At 74.1% G+C, this 12,244-nt stretch carries 14 protein-coding genes; 9 read left to right on the plus strand and 5 right to left on the minus strand.

Annotation, left to right across the window (positions count from 1 at the left end):
- The first annotated feature begins 4 nt into the window (after positions 1-4).
- Genes H4W80_RS59275 through H4W80_RS59305 form a run of 6 tightly spaced genes read left to right on the plus strand, consistent with a single transcriptional unit; the run spans position 5 to position 6,402 of the window.
- The gene (locus H4W80_RS59275; RefSeq protein ID WP_225964298.1) at positions 5-826 is read left to right on the plus strand and encodes an ABC transporter permease; all 822 of its coding nucleotides are present in this window, start codon (positions 5-7) and stop codon (positions 824-826) included.
- Positions 813-1,727, plus strand: a complete 915-nt coding sequence (locus tag H4W80_RS59280) for an ABC transporter ATP-binding protein (protein WP_192793051.1) — start codon at positions 813-815, stop codon at positions 1,725-1,727. The genes H4W80_RS59275 and H4W80_RS59280 overlap by 14 nt, the downstream gene beginning before the upstream one ends.
- Positions 1,696-2,496 carry an ATP-binding cassette domain-containing protein gene (locus H4W80_RS59285; RefSeq protein ID WP_192793052.1) on the plus strand — a complete coding sequence of 267 codons (801 nt, stop codon included), beginning with the start codon at positions 1,696-1,698 and terminating at the stop codon, positions 2,494-2,496. Before H4W80_RS59280 ends, H4W80_RS59285 begins: the two co-directional genes overlap by 32 nt.
- Positions 2,493-3,665 (plus strand): M20 family metallopeptidase, encoded by a 1,173-nt coding sequence (locus H4W80_RS59290; RefSeq protein ID WP_225964299.1) that lies wholly within the window; start codon positions 2,493-2,495, stop codon positions 3,663-3,665. The genes H4W80_RS59285 and H4W80_RS59290 overlap by 4 nt, the downstream gene beginning before the upstream one ends.
- The gene (locus tag H4W80_RS62345) at positions 3,665-4,975 is read left to right on the plus strand and encodes a P1 family peptidase (RefSeq protein ID WP_225964300.1); all 1,311 of its coding nucleotides are present in this window, start codon (positions 3,665-3,667) and stop codon (positions 4,973-4,975) included. The genes H4W80_RS59290 and H4W80_RS62345 overlap by 1 nt, the downstream gene beginning before the upstream one ends.
- A complete protein-coding gene (locus H4W80_RS59305) occupies positions 4,972-6,402 on the plus strand; it encodes an aldehyde dehydrogenase family protein (protein ID WP_192793053.1) in 1,431 nt (476 codons plus the stop codon). Before H4W80_RS62345 ends, H4W80_RS59305 begins: the two co-directional genes overlap by 4 nt.
- Positions 6,403-6,450: 48 nt before the next feature.
- Here the strand turns inward: H4W80_RS59305 and H4W80_RS59310 are convergent, their stop codons facing one another.
- From H4W80_RS59310 to H4W80_RS59320, 3 genes are read right to left on the minus strand one after another with little or no spacing between them, the layout of a single operon-like run.
- Entirely contained in the window at positions 6,451-7,212 is a 762-nt protein-coding gene (locus H4W80_RS59310) for an SDR family NAD(P)-dependent oxidoreductase (RefSeq protein ID WP_192793054.1), read from the minus strand.
- A 53-nt stretch (positions 7,213-7,265) separates the two neighbouring features.
- Positions 7,266-7,802 carry a GNAT family N-acetyltransferase gene (locus H4W80_RS59315; protein WP_192793055.1) on the minus strand — a complete coding sequence of 179 codons (537 nt, stop codon included), beginning with the start codon at positions 7,800-7,802 and terminating at the stop codon, positions 7,266-7,268.
- 9 nt (positions 7,803-7,811) lie between these two features.
- Entirely contained in the window at positions 7,812-8,642 is an 831-nt protein-coding gene (locus H4W80_RS59320; protein ID WP_192793056.1) for an SDR family NAD(P)-dependent oxidoreductase, read from the minus strand.
- Positions 8,643-8,691: 49 nt separating this feature from the next.
- Here H4W80_RS59320 and H4W80_RS59325 point away from each other — a divergent pair, with 49 nt between their 5' ends.
- Together H4W80_RS59325 and H4W80_RS59330 are read left to right on the plus strand one after the other, a co-directional pair.
- Positions 8,692-9,516, plus strand: a complete 825-nt coding sequence (locus H4W80_RS59325) for a MurR/RpiR family transcriptional regulator (protein WP_192793057.1) — start codon at positions 8,692-8,694, stop codon at positions 9,514-9,516.
- Between the two features lie 75 nt (positions 9,517-9,591).
- On the plus strand, positions 9,592-10,365 hold the full coding sequence (locus H4W80_RS59330; protein WP_264086235.1) for an aldo/keto reductase: 774 nt from the start codon (positions 9,592-9,594) through the stop codon (positions 10,363-10,365).
- On the opposite strand, the gene H4W80_RS59335 is transcribed toward H4W80_RS59330, so the two are convergent.
- Positions 10,322-10,975, minus strand: a complete 654-nt coding sequence (locus H4W80_RS59335) for an HAD family hydrolase (protein ID WP_192793059.1) — start codon at positions 10,973-10,975, stop codon at positions 10,322-10,324. The two genes, H4W80_RS59330 and H4W80_RS59335, sit on opposite strands and share 44 nt — an antisense overlap.
- A 91-nt stretch (positions 10,976-11,066) precedes the next feature.
- Between H4W80_RS59335 and H4W80_RS59340 the strand changes: the two genes are divergently transcribed.
- Entirely contained in the window at positions 11,067-11,258 is a 192-nt protein-coding gene (locus H4W80_RS59340; RefSeq protein ID WP_192793060.1) for a DUF1918 domain-containing protein, read from the plus strand.
- A 21-nt stretch (positions 11,259-11,279) separates the two neighbouring features.
- Here the strand turns inward: H4W80_RS59340 and H4W80_RS59345 are convergent, their stop codons facing one another.
- On the minus strand, positions 11,280-12,212 hold the full coding sequence (locus H4W80_RS59345; protein ID WP_192793061.1) for a MerR family transcriptional regulator: 933 nt from the start codon (positions 12,210-12,212) through the stop codon (positions 11,280-11,282).
- Positions 12,213-12,244 lie beyond the last annotated feature (32 nt).

Below are 12,244 nucleotides of genomic sequence, written 5' to 3' on the forward strand. Positions count from 1 at the left end.
CCGGATGAACGCCGGGCTGCTGGTCGGCGGCGTGCTCGTCGGGCTCGTGGCCCTGGCGGCGGTGGTGTCGTTCTTCTGGACGCCGCACGACCCGACGCTCGTGGACGCGGCGCGCAAGCTGCGGCAACCGGGCGGCGGTTACCTGCTGGGGGCCGACAAGTTCGGCCGTGACACCTTCAGCCAGATCATGGTCGGCGCCCGGACCACGCTCTACGTGGGCGTCGTGGCCGTCGGCATCGCCGCCGTCATCGGCACGCCGCTCGGCATGATCGCCGGGATGACGCCGCGCGGCTGGCTCTCCGAGCTGATCATGCGGGTCAACGACCTGGTGTTCGCGTTCCCTGCGCTGCTGCTGGCCGTCATGCTCGGCGCGGTCTACGGGCCGGGCACGCTCACCGCGATGATCGCGATCGGCGTGGCCACCGTGCCCGCGTTCGCCCGGGTGGCCCGCGCCGCCACGCTCCAGGTCATGGTGACCGACTACATCCTGGCCGCCAGGGCCGCCGGACGGCGCCGCCCGGCCATCGCGATGCGCCACGTCCTGCCGAACATCGGCTCCGTGCTCATCGTGCAGGCGTCGGTGTCGTTCGCGATCGCGATCCTGGCCGAGGCGGCGCTGTCGTTCCTCGGCTTCGGCACCCGCCCGCCCACCCCGTCGTGGGGGCGGATGCTGCAGGAGTCGCAGGAGCTGCTGTTCTCGACCCCGCGCCTGGCGCTCTGGCCCGGCCTGGCGATCGCGCTCGCGGTGCTCGGCTTCAACCTCCTCGGGGACGGCCTGCGCGACTACCTCGACCCAAAGCTGAGGAGGGTCCGTGCTGAGAGTTGAGAGACTGACCGTACGGGCCGACTCCCTCGAATTGGTGCACGAGGTGTCGTTTGCGATCGGGCCCGGCGAGCGGGTCGGGCTGATCGGCGAGTCCGGGTCCGGCAAGTCGCTGACCGCACTGTCGCTCATGGGCCTGCTCCCCGAGGGCGTCACCGCCTCGGGCAAGGCCACGATGGGCGGCAACGACCTGGTCGGCATGCCCGAGAGCAGGCTGAAGCGGCTGCGCGGCCAGGACGTCTCCATGGTCTTCCAGGAGCCCATGACCGCGCTCAACCCGCTCATGCGCATCGGCGCCCAGGTCACCGAGGTCATGACCCTGCACGGCACGCCGCGCGCGCAGGCCCGGGAGAAGGCGCTCGACCTGCTGGAACGCGTACGCCTGCCCGAACCGGCGCAGATCGCCCGCGCGTACCCGCACCAGCTCTCCGGCGGCCAGCGCCAGCGCGTCATGCTCGCCATCGCCCTGGCCAACCAGCCGAGCCTGCTCATCTGCGACGAGCCCACCACGGCGCTCGACGTCACCGTGCAGAAGCAGATGCTGGAGCTGATCGCCGAGGTCGCGCCCGCGCTGCTGTTCATCACCCACGACCTGGCCGTCGTGGCGTCGGTGTGCGAGCGGGTCCTGGTCATGTACGGGGGACGCGTCGTCGAGAGCGGCCCCATCCGCGAGGTCTTCACCCGGCCCCGCCACCGCTACACCGAGGGCCTGCTGGCCGCCTCCAGGCTCACCCCGCGCGGCACCCGGCTGCCCACCATCAAGGGCAGCGTGCCGCCGGCCGGGCAGTTCCCCGGCGGCTGCGTCTTCCGCAACCGCTGCCCGCACGCCACCCCCGAGTGCGAGACCGTACCCGCGCTGACAGGAGACGGCCATGCCCACGCATGCTGGCACCCCGCTGATTGAGGCCCGCGACGTCAGCCGCGTCTACCACCGGCCCCGCACCTCGCTCACCAGGCCGGGCGCCGCCGTGCACGCGCTCAAGGACGTGTCGCTCACTGTCGGCCGGGGGGAGCGGTACGGCATCGTCGGCGAGTCCGGCTCCGGCAAGTCGACGCTGCTGCGCCTGCTGTGCGGGCTCGACCAGCCGACCGGCGGGTCCATCCGGTTCGACGGGCAGGAGATCGCCGGCCGGCCGGAGCGGCGGCTGCGCTTCCTGCGCGAGAACCTGCAGATCGTCTTCCAGGACCCGATGAGCTCGCTCGACCCCCGCATGCGCGTCCGGGACCTGGTCGCCGAGCCGCTCGTCGCGCTCGGCCTGCCGGCCGGCGACCGCGTGAGCGAGCTGCTGGAGGCGGTCGGGCTGCCCGCCTCGTCCGCCGAACGGTACCCGCACCAGTTCTCCGGCGGGCAGCGCCAGCGCATCGCCATCGCCCGCGCGCTCGCGCCCCGGCCGAAGGTGCTGGTGGCCGACGAGCCGGTGAGCGCCCTGGACGTGTCCGTGCGCGGGCAGATACTCAACCTGCTGGCCGACCTCGTGGACGAGCTGGGGCTCACGCTCGTGTTCGTCTCGCACGACCTGTCCGTGGTGCGGCACGTGTGCGAGACGGTCGCGGTCATGAGCCGTGGGGAGATCGTGGAGAGCGGGCCGGTGGACGAGGTCTGGGCCGCGCCCGCCCACGCCTACACGCGTACGTTGCTGCAGGCCGTACCGACTCTGGAGGGATTGTTTTGATCGACGTCGATGCCGACGGAGTGGTGGGGTTCACCCAGGAGCTGGTGCGGATCCCCAGCACCAACGACCCCGGGCGGCGCGAGCGGGCCGCCGCCGAGCTGGTGGCCGCCAAGATGCGGGAGTGGGGCTGGGAGCCCACCGTGTACGAGGTGGAGCCGGACCGGCCCAACGTGGTGGCCGTGGTCGAGGGCGGCGGCGGTGCCGGGCCGACCCTGATGTTCGAGGGCCACACGGACGTGGTGACCGAGGGCGACCTGTCCACCTGGACCGTCGACCCGTTCGGCGGGGAGATCCGCGACGGGAGGCTGTGGGGGCGGGGCAGCGCCGACATGAAGTCCGGCCTGGCCGCCACCCTCTACGCCACCCGCGCCCTGCAGCTGGCTGGACCGTTCCCCGGGCGGATCAAGGTGTGCGCGCTGGCCGACGAGGAAGGTCTCATGATCGGCGCGCACCACTTCGTCTCCGAGGGGCTGACCGCCGACGTGGACGGCGCGATCGTCGCCGAGCCCGAGGCGGGCGAGATCTGCGCGGTGGCCAAGGGCGCGCTGCGGCTGCGCGTCGACTTCGCCGGCAAGATGGCGCACGGCGCCATGCCGCAGCACGGCCGCAACCCCCTCCCCGCCGTGGGCTCGCTGCTGGTGGGCCTGGGGTCGCTGCAGGAGGAGCTGCAGGGGCGGCACCCGGCGCACGAGCACCTCGGCGAGGTGTACGTGACGCCGACCGTGCTGCGGGCCGGCTCCGAGGAGCAGGTGAACGTGATCCCGGCGGCCGCCTCGGTGTTCGTGGACGTGCGGACGATCCCCGGGGTCGAGCACAAGCTGATCGCCGACCGGGTGGCCGCGCTCGCCTCCTACGACGGGGTCGCCGCCGAGGTGTCGGTGCTGGTGGACCGGCCGCCGGTGGACGTGCCCGTGTCCGACCCGGTGGTGGCCGCCCTGGCCGCCGCCCACCGTGCCGTCACCGGCGCGGAGCCCGTCTACGGCGGGGTGCCGGGGTCGACGGACGGGACCGTGCTGACGCACTGGGGCGGGATCCCGTCCGTGGTGTACGGGCCCGGCGGGAAGTGGATCGCGCACCAGGCGGACGAGTTCGTGGAGGTGGCCCAGATCGTCCAGTGCACCCGCGTCTTCGCCGAGGCGGCCCGGCGCTTCCTCAGCGGGGACTTCTGATGCGCGCCGGGCCTTCCAATTCGCTGACGGACGTGGCGGGGCTCCGGGTCGGCCACGCGCAGCGGGTGGGCGGCGGTTACCGGACGGGCACCACCGTCGTCCTGGCCCCTCCTTCGGGGGCCGTGGCGGGGGTGGACGTGCGGGGCGCCGCTCCCGGGACCCGCGAGACCGAGCTGCTGGATCCGCGCAACCTGGTGTCGCGCGTGCACGCCGTGGTGCTGACGGGCGGGAGCGCGTACGGGCTGTCGGCGGCGTGCGGGGTGGTGGAGCGGCTGGCGGACGCGGGCATCGGGTATCCGGTGGCCGGCGGGGTGGTGCCCATCGTGCCGACGGCGGTCATCTTCGACCTGGGGCGCGGTGGCACGTTCCGCGCCGTCCCGGACGCCGCCTTCGGCACCGCCGCCTACGACGCCGCCACCCCGAACGCCGCCACCCCAAATGCCGCCACCCCGAACGGCGCCTCACCGGACGGCGCCGGCCCCTCCGTCGGAGTCCCCGCCCGAGGGACCGTAACCTCCGACGGCGGGGTGGCCGCTTCCCCGCCGTCCGTGGCGGGGGTCCCTTGGCGGAGAAGCGGGGCGGGTGCGCCGGACGGCGTCGTCCCCTCCACCGGAGCGTCGGCCCAAGGGACCGTCACCCCCGACGGCGGTGCTCCGTTCACCGGCGCCTCCCTCCAAGGGACCGTCACGCCCGACGGCGGGGCGGGCGCGCACGGCGGGGCGCTCGACGGTGGGGCGGCGAGTGGGTCGGTCGGGGCCGGGGCCGGGGCGCGGGCCGGTGGGCTGGCCGGAGGGGTGGGGACGGCGAGCGTCGTCCTGCCCGGCGGCGCCACCGTGGCGGCCCTGGTCGTCGCCAACCCCGTGGGCTCGGTCCTCGACCCCCGCGACGGCACCCTCGCCGGCGCGAGGTACGGCCTGCCGGGCGAGTTCGACCACCTCCAGCCCCCGCTCCAGGCGGAGATCGACGCCTGGCGCCCCCAGAACGCCCCCTCCTTCAACACCACCATCGGCGTGGTGGCCACCGACCTCACCCTCACCAAAGCCCAGTGCGGCAAGCTCGCCGCCGTCGCCCACGACGGCCTGGCCAGGGCGATCAGGCCGGCCCACACCATGACCGACGGCGACACGATCTTCGGGCTGGCCACCTGCGCCGGCCCCGAGCCCGACCACGACACCCTGCGGGAGGTCCTGGCAGCGGGGGCCGACGTGTTCAGCCGCGCCATCGCGCACGCCGTCCTCGCCGCCACCGGCCACGAGGACGCGCCCGCCTACCTCGACGTGTTCCCCAGCGCCCAACGGAAGCGAGCATGAGCATCGACACCGCATGGCCGTCCGGCCTGCCCATCGGCGACGGATGGGTGGAGACGGCGCAGACCGACGACGTCACCTTCCCGTACGACGGCTCCCTCGTGGCCGCGGCCCCGAGAGGCGACGCCGGCCTCGCCCGGCGGGCCGTGGACGCGGCCCTGGCCGTGGCGCCCGCCATGGCGGCGCTCCCGTCGCACGCCCGCCGCGCCGCCCTCATGAAGGCCCACGACGCGCTCGCCGCCAACCGGGAGGAGTTCGAGCGGCTGCTCGTCCTCGAGACCGGCAAACCCCTGGCCGACTGCAAGGTCGAGGTCGCCAGGACGCTCGTCACGCTGGTCACGGCCGCCGAGGAGGTCGCCCGGCTGCACGGCGAGACCGTGCCGCTCGACCTGCTGCCCTCGGGGGAAGGGCTGGTCGGGTTCTGGACGCGCCGCCCGATCGGCGTGGTCGTCGGGATCACCGGCTTCAACTACCCGCTGCTCCTCGCCGCCCACAAGATCGCGCCGGCCGTGGCCGCGGGCTGCCCCGTGATCGTCAAGCCCGCGCCCGCGACCCCGCTGGCCACGCTCTGGCTGGTGCACCTCATTCGGTCGGCCGACGCGCTCCCCCCGGCCGCCGTGCAGCTCGTCACCGGGGACGTCGAGGTCGGCAGGACGCTGGTGGAGGACCGCCGGATCGGCGCGGTCTCGTTCACCGGCTCGGCCGCCGCCGGGCACGCCATCGCCCGCAACGCCGCCCCCACCAAGGTCCTGCTGGAGCTGGGGTCGAACGCCGCGCTCGTCGTGGCGGCCGACGCCGACCTGGAGGCCGCCGCCGACGCCGTCGTGCGCGGCGGTTACTACGCCTCCGGCCAGGCGTGCATCTCCGTCCAGCGGGTGCTGGTCGAGGAGCCCGTACGCGAGCGGTTCGTGTCCTTGCTGGCCGACCGCGTCAAGAACGTCACGGTCGGCGACCCCCGCCTGCCGGAGACCCGCGTCGCCCCGCTCATCGACGAGGCCGCCACGGACCGCGTGCTGGAGTGGATCGCGGAGTCGGGGGGCGAGGTGGTCACGGGCGGGCACCGCGACGGCCGGGCCATCGCGCCGACCGTGCTCGCGGGCGTCGGCGACGGGGCCGCCGCCTGGGACGAGGAGATCTTCGGGCCGGTGGTGTGCGTGCGCCCGGTGCCCGACCTCGACGCCGCCTTCGCCGCCGTCAACGAGTCGCGGTACGGCCTGCACGCCTCGGTGTTCACCCGGTCGCTGGCCACGGCGTTCGCGGCCATCGAGCGGATCGAGGCCGGGGGAGTGGTGGTCAACGAGGTGCCGGGCTTCCGGGCGGACAACATGCCGTACGGCGGCGTGAAGGACTCCGGGATCGGGCGCGAGGGGCCCCGCTTCGCCATCGAGGAGCTGACCGTCACCAGGATGGCGATCATCCGGCCCGCCTAGCCGGTGGTCATGGCGACCGGGCCGCGGAACCCGGTCGCCGGCTCCTTCTTAGTTGGGCGGGTCGAAGCGGCCGTCCACGGCCGTCCAGCCGCCGTCCACGTACAGGACCGACCCGGTCACGAAGCTGGCCGCGTCGCCGGCCAGGTAGACCACCGCGCCGGCCATCTCCGGCGCCGTCGCCCACCGGCCGAGCGCGCTCTTGTTCGCGTACGCGGCGTACCAGTCGGGGTTGTCCTTGATCTGCCTGGTCAGCGGCGTCTCCACCACGCCGGGCGCGATGGCGTTCACCCGCACCCCGTGCGGCCCGAACTCGGCCGCCGCCGTCCGCAGCAGCTGCACCAGCCCCGCCTTCGTGGCCGAGTAGACGCCCTGCCCCGGCTCGGTCACGGACGCGCGGATCGAGGCGAACCCGATGATCGACCCGCGCCCCCGCTCGACCATGCCCGCCCCGAAGGCGCGCACCACGTCGAACGAGGCCCGCAGGTTCAGTCCCACCACCCGGTCGAACTCCTCGCCGGAGTAGTCGAGCAGCCGCTTGCGGACGTTCGTGGCGGCCGTGAACACCAGCACGTCGGCGGGCTCCTCCCCGGCGGCCCTGCGCACCTCGGCGGCGTCCAGCACGTCGAGCAGCCGGGCGTGGCCGCCGCACGCGGCGGCGGTCTCCTCGGCCGAGGTCAGGTCGCGGTCGGCGCACACCACGGAGGCCCCGTGGGCGGCCAGCGCCAGCGCCGCCTCCCGGCCGATCCCGCTCCCGGCCCCGATCACCACGGCCCGCCGCCCATCCAGGCGGAACAGCGCGTCATATCCCATACGAGGCACCCTAGCGACTGGTCCGACCAGTGCACCAGGTCGGGGTCAGCGTGTCAGCGCGCCTCCCATTCGGCGCGCGTCAGCTCGTACTCCACCTCGCCGTGCTCGGTCCCCGGCAGCGGGTCCTCCCACTCCGGATGGAACGTGCGGGCGAAGCGCAGCCCGCACTTCTCCATGACCCGCCGCGAGCGCACGTTGACGGCCATGGTCTGGGCGAAGACCCGGCGCGCGCCCAGCTCGCGGAACGCCTTGTCGATCAGCGCGAGCGAGCCCTCGGTCGCGTACCCCTTGCCCCAGGCCGACTTGTGCAGCCGGTAGCCCAGCTCCGGCTCGTCGTCCGGCACGTCCTTGGGCGCGCGCAGGTGGAACCAGCCGAGGAACGCCCCGGACGGCTTCTCGAGGGCCGCGAAGAAACCCGAGTCGATGAACCTGGGCAGCGTCTCCCGGACGATCACCTCGCGCGGCGTGGGCTTGCCGCCGTTGAGGAACTCCATGACCTCGGGGTCGTTGTGGAGGGCGAAGAGGTGGTCGGCGTCGGACTCGGTGAAGCGGCGCAGGATCAGCCGCGGGGTCTCCAGATAGATGTGCACCGGCAAACGCTAGTGAGCCGGTGGCCGCCCCTTCGACAGGTTTTCCGACAGCTCGCGCAGCCGGGCCCGCGCCCCGGCGTCGTACGCCTGCTCCAGCGCCTGCGAGGGCCGCAGGCCGTCGAAGAAGCGCCCGGACACCTCGTCCAGCTCGGGGTCGGTGACCAGCCGCGATGTGGCCTCCACGCCCTCCCGCAGGTCGCTGACCGGCGTGGCGACCATCTTGGTCGGCATGTACGTGGCCGGGTGCAGGGCGTTGGCGGTGACCCCGGTGCCCGCCAGCTCCTCGGCCAGGTCCACGGTGAACATCACCTGCGCGAGCTTGCTCTGGCAGTACGCGCGCACCCCGCTGTAGCCGGCCGCGAGCATGACGTCGCCGAAGTCGATCGGGGCCTGGCCGAGGCTGCTGACGTTGACGATCCTGGACGGGGCCGACTCGCGCAGCACCGGCAGCAGGAGCCGGGTGAGCAGGTAGCCGGCCAGGTAGTTGACCGCGAAGCGCAGCTCGTGGCCGTCCGCGCTCTCCTGGCGCACCCCGCCGCCCGGCACGGTCGTGCCGATCCCCGCGTTGTTCACCAGCGTGTCGAGGTCCTTGTGGTCGGCCGAGACGGCCTGCGCGAGCTCGCGCACCTCGTCGAGCGAGGCCAGGTCGGCGCGGTACCAGTGCAGCCGGGCGGCGGGGACGGCGGCCCGGATCTCCGCCAGCGTTTCGTGGCCGCGCCGGTCGTCGCGGCCGTGCACGAGGACGGTCGCGCCGCGTGCGGCCAGGTCGGCCGCCAGCGCCCGGCCGAGCCCGTCGGTCGCGCCGGTGACGAGGATCGTCCGCTGCTCCATGGGACGCATGGCCACCACCGTACCAAGGCGGAATTTCGTTCTCTGCTACTCTGCCGCCATGGAACGCAATTCCCTCCCGGCGACCGTGCGGGCCAGGCTCTCCGGGCTGCACGACGCCGAGGCGCGGGTCGCGCAGGTGGTGCTCGACCAGGGCGCCGGGCTCGTCCACCTGAGCGTGAGCGACGTGGCGCGGCTGGCCGGCACGTCGGCGTCCACCGTCGTACGGGCGTGCCGGCGGCTCGGGTTCGGCGGCTACCAGGAGCTGAAGATCGCCTCGGCCCGCGAGGCGCCACGGGCGCCCGAGCCCGAGGACGACCGCGACCCGCTGGCCGCGACCGTGCGGGCGGCGCGGGAGGCGCTCGGCGGGCTGGGCGCCACGCTGTCGCGCGACGACCTGAGCGCCGCCGCCGAGGCGCTCAACGGGGCCGCCCGGGTGCTGTTCGCCGCCACCGGCCTGTCCGGAGCGGTCGCCGTCGACGCCGCCTACCGGCTGCGGGCCCTCGGCCTGCCGGTGGACCTGCCGCCCGACCCGCTCACCGCGCACCTGGCCGCCGAGCTGCTGCCGGAGCCGTCGGTCTGCCTGGCGATCAGCCACAGCGGGGCCACCCGCTCCACCGTCGACACCGCCCGCCGCGCCCGCGCCGCCGGGGCGCGGGTCGTGGCGATCACCAGCTACGCCAGCTCGCCGCTGGCCGAGGAGAGCACCTGGGTGCTCGTCGGCGGCGGGCAGGACCTCGTCTTCGGGATGGAGGCGGTCGCCAGCCGCCTCGCCCACCTCACCATCGTCGACACGCTGTCCATGATCGTGCTGGCGCTGCGCGGCGGCGCGGCCGAGCGGGCGGTGTCGGCCTCCGCCGACGTCACGGCGAGCCACAGCTACTGAGAGGGCACAGTGATCAGTCAGAGTTTCGACATCGCCGGCGAGCTGCGGGTCAACCGGCTCGGGTACGGCACCGGCATGCTCACCGGCCCCGGCTACTGGGGGCCGCGCCTCGACCCGGACGAGGCCGTCGCCATCCTGCGCCGCGCCGTGGAACGCGGGGTGACGCTCGTCGACACGGCCGACAACTACGGGCCCGACCTCGCCGAGGAGCTGGTGGCGCGGGCGCTGCACCCGTACCCGGACGATCTGGTGGTGGCGACCAAGGGCGGCGTCGTCCGCACGGGCCCCAACGTCTGGCACGTCTCCGGGCGGCCCGAGCGGCTGCGCGCCATGTGCGAGGCGAGCCTGCGCCGGCTCAAGACCGACACCGTCGACCTCTACCAGCTCCACCGGATCGACCCGGAGGTGCCGCTGGCCGACCAGCTCGGCACCCTCGCCGAGCTGCGGCAGGAGGGCAAGATCCGGCACGTCGGCCTCGACACGGTCACCGTGGAGGAGCTGGAGCGGGCGCTGGAGATCACGCAGATCGCCTCGGTGCAGAACCGCTTCAACCTGCTGGACCGCGAGTCCGCGCCGGTGCTGCGGGCGTGCGAGGAGCGCGGGCTGGCGTTCTTGCCGTGGTTCCCCCTGGGCAACGGCTCGCTGGCCCGCGACGGCGTGCCGGAGGTGGCGCGGCGGCACGGGGCGAGCGCCGGTCAGGTGGCGCTGGCGTGGCTGCTGCACCACTCGCCCGTCATCCTGCCCACGCCGGGCACCGGGTCGCTCGCCCACCTGGAGGAGAACCTGGACGCGGCCGCCGTCGAGCTCACCCCCGACGACCTGGCCGCCCTGGACGGCCTCCTGCCTTAGCAGCCGCGACCAGCTCAGGCATGCTCTCGACGCAGGGCTCGGACGGGACACCGGTGTCGTCGCTGCGGAACAGCACGGCACGCATCCCCAGCGAGCGCGCCGGGACCAGGTTGACCGGCCGGTCGTCCACGAACAGCATCTGCTCGGCGGGCACGCCCAGCTCGCCGAGCACCGCCTCGTAGGCGGCCGGGTCGGGCTTGCGGGCCCCGAGGTCCGAGCTGACGAACCAGCGCCGGACGCGCCGGTCCAGGCCGAAGCGGCGGCGCAGGATCGCCGACCACGCCGCCGCGTCGTTGCTCAGGCACGCCAGCTCGAACCCGTCGCCCGCCAGCTCGTCCAGGGCCTCGCGGGTGCCGTCGGTGAGCTGGTGTTCCCCGCAGTAGTGCTGATCCCGCGCCGTCAGGCCGAGTGCCGGCCAGAACTCGTCCGTGGTCATCCGCCCGAGCGTCACCGACCGGTACGCCGCGCGGATCTCCTCCTCCGGCGCCGCGCAGCCCTGGGCCCGCAGGTACGGGATGAGCACCCGGCCCTGGACGTTGCCGTACCGGTACAGGACGCCCATCGCATCGAAGACGATCACCTTCACGAAGATCTCCTCCTGACTCGACATGAGAAAGGCATGCCCTTTGCGGGGCAGCTCCGCGGGGACAAGGTGGGAAGGAACCTCGAAGTTGCCCAAGACCGGCTGAGAGGAGCCCATCATGCGCGCGAACGTCGGTGACCACCTGATCGTCCATGGCAAAGTCGTCGGCCAGAGAGACCGGATAGGCGAGATCGTCGAGATCCGGGGCGAGAACGGCACGCCGCCGTTCCGGGTGCGATTCGAGGACGGGCACGAGCAGCTCGTCTTCCCGGGGCCCGACGCGGTGGTCCAGCCCGCCGGCTCCGCCTGATCTCACGAGGCGGCGGACGGCTCACTCCAGGCGGGCGCGCAGGGCCTCGGTGAACCAGTCGAGGGCGGGGGTCAGCGGGTCCGGGGCGGCCCAGCCGTTGATCACCGCCAGCAGCTCCAGGTAGCGCTCCCTGCGCGGGTCGTTCGCCTCCTCCAGCCGCTCCAGCAGCCGCCGCCGGAGGGCGGGGCCGTCCGGGAGGCCGCGGTCGCGCGCGTACGCGGCCACGACCGCCGCCACCACGGGGTCCGCCTCGGGGGCGGTGGGGGCGAGGCCCGCCGCCAGGGCCGGGCGGGCGTGGTCGCGGGCCAGCGCGGCCGGATCGGGGCGCGGTGGCTCGCCGGCGTGCCCTGCCTCGTCCCGTTCGGCCGCGTACCGGGCGGCCGTACGCCGGACGGCGGCCCGGAAGTCCGCGTCCTGCGCGAGCCCGGCCAGCTCCACCCACGCCTCCACCTGCTCGGGCGAGGGGTCGTCGGGCAGCTCGGGCGTCATCGAGCGCATGGGCCCGGCGAACCCCGGAAGGGTGTCCAGGCCGTCGAAGGCGGCCGCCAGGAAGTCGTCGACGAGACGGCGGCGTTCGTCCTCGGAGAGTCTTGCCAGTTTGTGCATGAGATCCATTTCCTCGGGGCTGGAGCCGCGCCTGGCCACCGCCGTGAGCACCGCGCGCCGCAGCCGGAGCGTGCGGATCTGCACGGCCAGCGCTTCGGCGTGCGCCGCGGCGACCTCGGGGAGCGAGACCTCGCGCTCCACGACCCGTCGGATCGTGGGCAGGTCCACTCCCAGGTCGCGCAGCGTCCGTACGAGCTCCAGGCGTGCGACGGCGTCGACGTCGTAAAGGCGGTAGCCGGTGGGGCCGCGGTCGGCAGGCGGCACGATCCCCCGATCGGAGTAGAACCGGATGGTCTTGACCGTCAGCCCGGTGCGCCGGGCCAGGTCACCGATGGAGTAGAGCGCCATGCCCCCACCTTCCCGCCTCCCCTAGGTGGAGA

Source organism: Nonomuraea angiospora (assembly GCF_014873145.1).
GTDB classification, from domain to species: Bacteria; Actinomycetota; Actinomycetes; order Streptosporangiales; family Streptosporangiaceae; genus Nonomuraea; species Nonomuraea angiospora.

Bases quoted from the DNA above. Each gene is read 5' to 3' on its own strand.
- H4W80_RS59325 (WP_192793057.1), top strand. From the start codon at position 8,692: ATGGAACGCAATTCCCTCCCGGCGACCGTGCGGGCCAGGCTCTCCGGG.
- H4W80_RS59320 (WP_192793056.1), bottom strand. From the start codon at position 8,642: ATGCGTCCCATGGAGCAGCGGACGATCCTCGTCACCGGCGCGACCGAC.
- H4W80_RS59285 (WP_192793052.1), top strand. From the start codon at position 1,696: ATGCCCACGCATGCTGGCACCCCGCTGATTGAGGCCCGCGACGTCAGC.
- H4W80_RS59275 (WP_225964298.1), top strand. From the start codon at position 5: ATGAACGCCGGGCTGCTGGTCGGCGGCGTGCTCGTCGGGCTCGTGGCC.
- H4W80_RS59330 (WP_264086235.1), top strand. From the start codon at position 9,592: ATGCTCACCGGCCCCGGCTACTGGGGGCCGCGCCTCGACCCGGACGAG.
- H4W80_RS59305 (WP_192793053.1), top strand. From the start codon at position 4,972: ATGAGCATCGACACCGCATGGCCGTCCGGCCTGCCCATCGGCGACGGA.
- H4W80_RS59340 (WP_192793060.1), top strand. From the start codon at position 11,067: ATGCGCGCGAACGTCGGTGACCACCTGATCGTCCATGGCAAAGTCGTC.
- H4W80_RS59345 (WP_192793061.1), bottom strand. From the start codon at position 12,212: ATGGCGCTCTACTCCATCGGTGACCTGGCCCGGCGCACCGGGCTGACG.
- H4W80_RS62345 (WP_225964300.1), top strand. From the start codon at position 3,665: ATGCGCGCCGGGCCTTCCAATTCGCTGACGGACGTGGCGGGGCTCCGG.
- H4W80_RS59310 (WP_192793054.1), bottom strand. From the start codon at position 7,212: ATGGGATATGACGCGCTGTTCCGCCTGGATGGGCGGCGGGCCGTGGTG.
- H4W80_RS59335 (WP_192793059.1), bottom strand. From the start codon at position 10,975: ATGTCGAGTCAGGAGGAGATCTTCGTGAAGGTGATCGTCTTCGATGCG.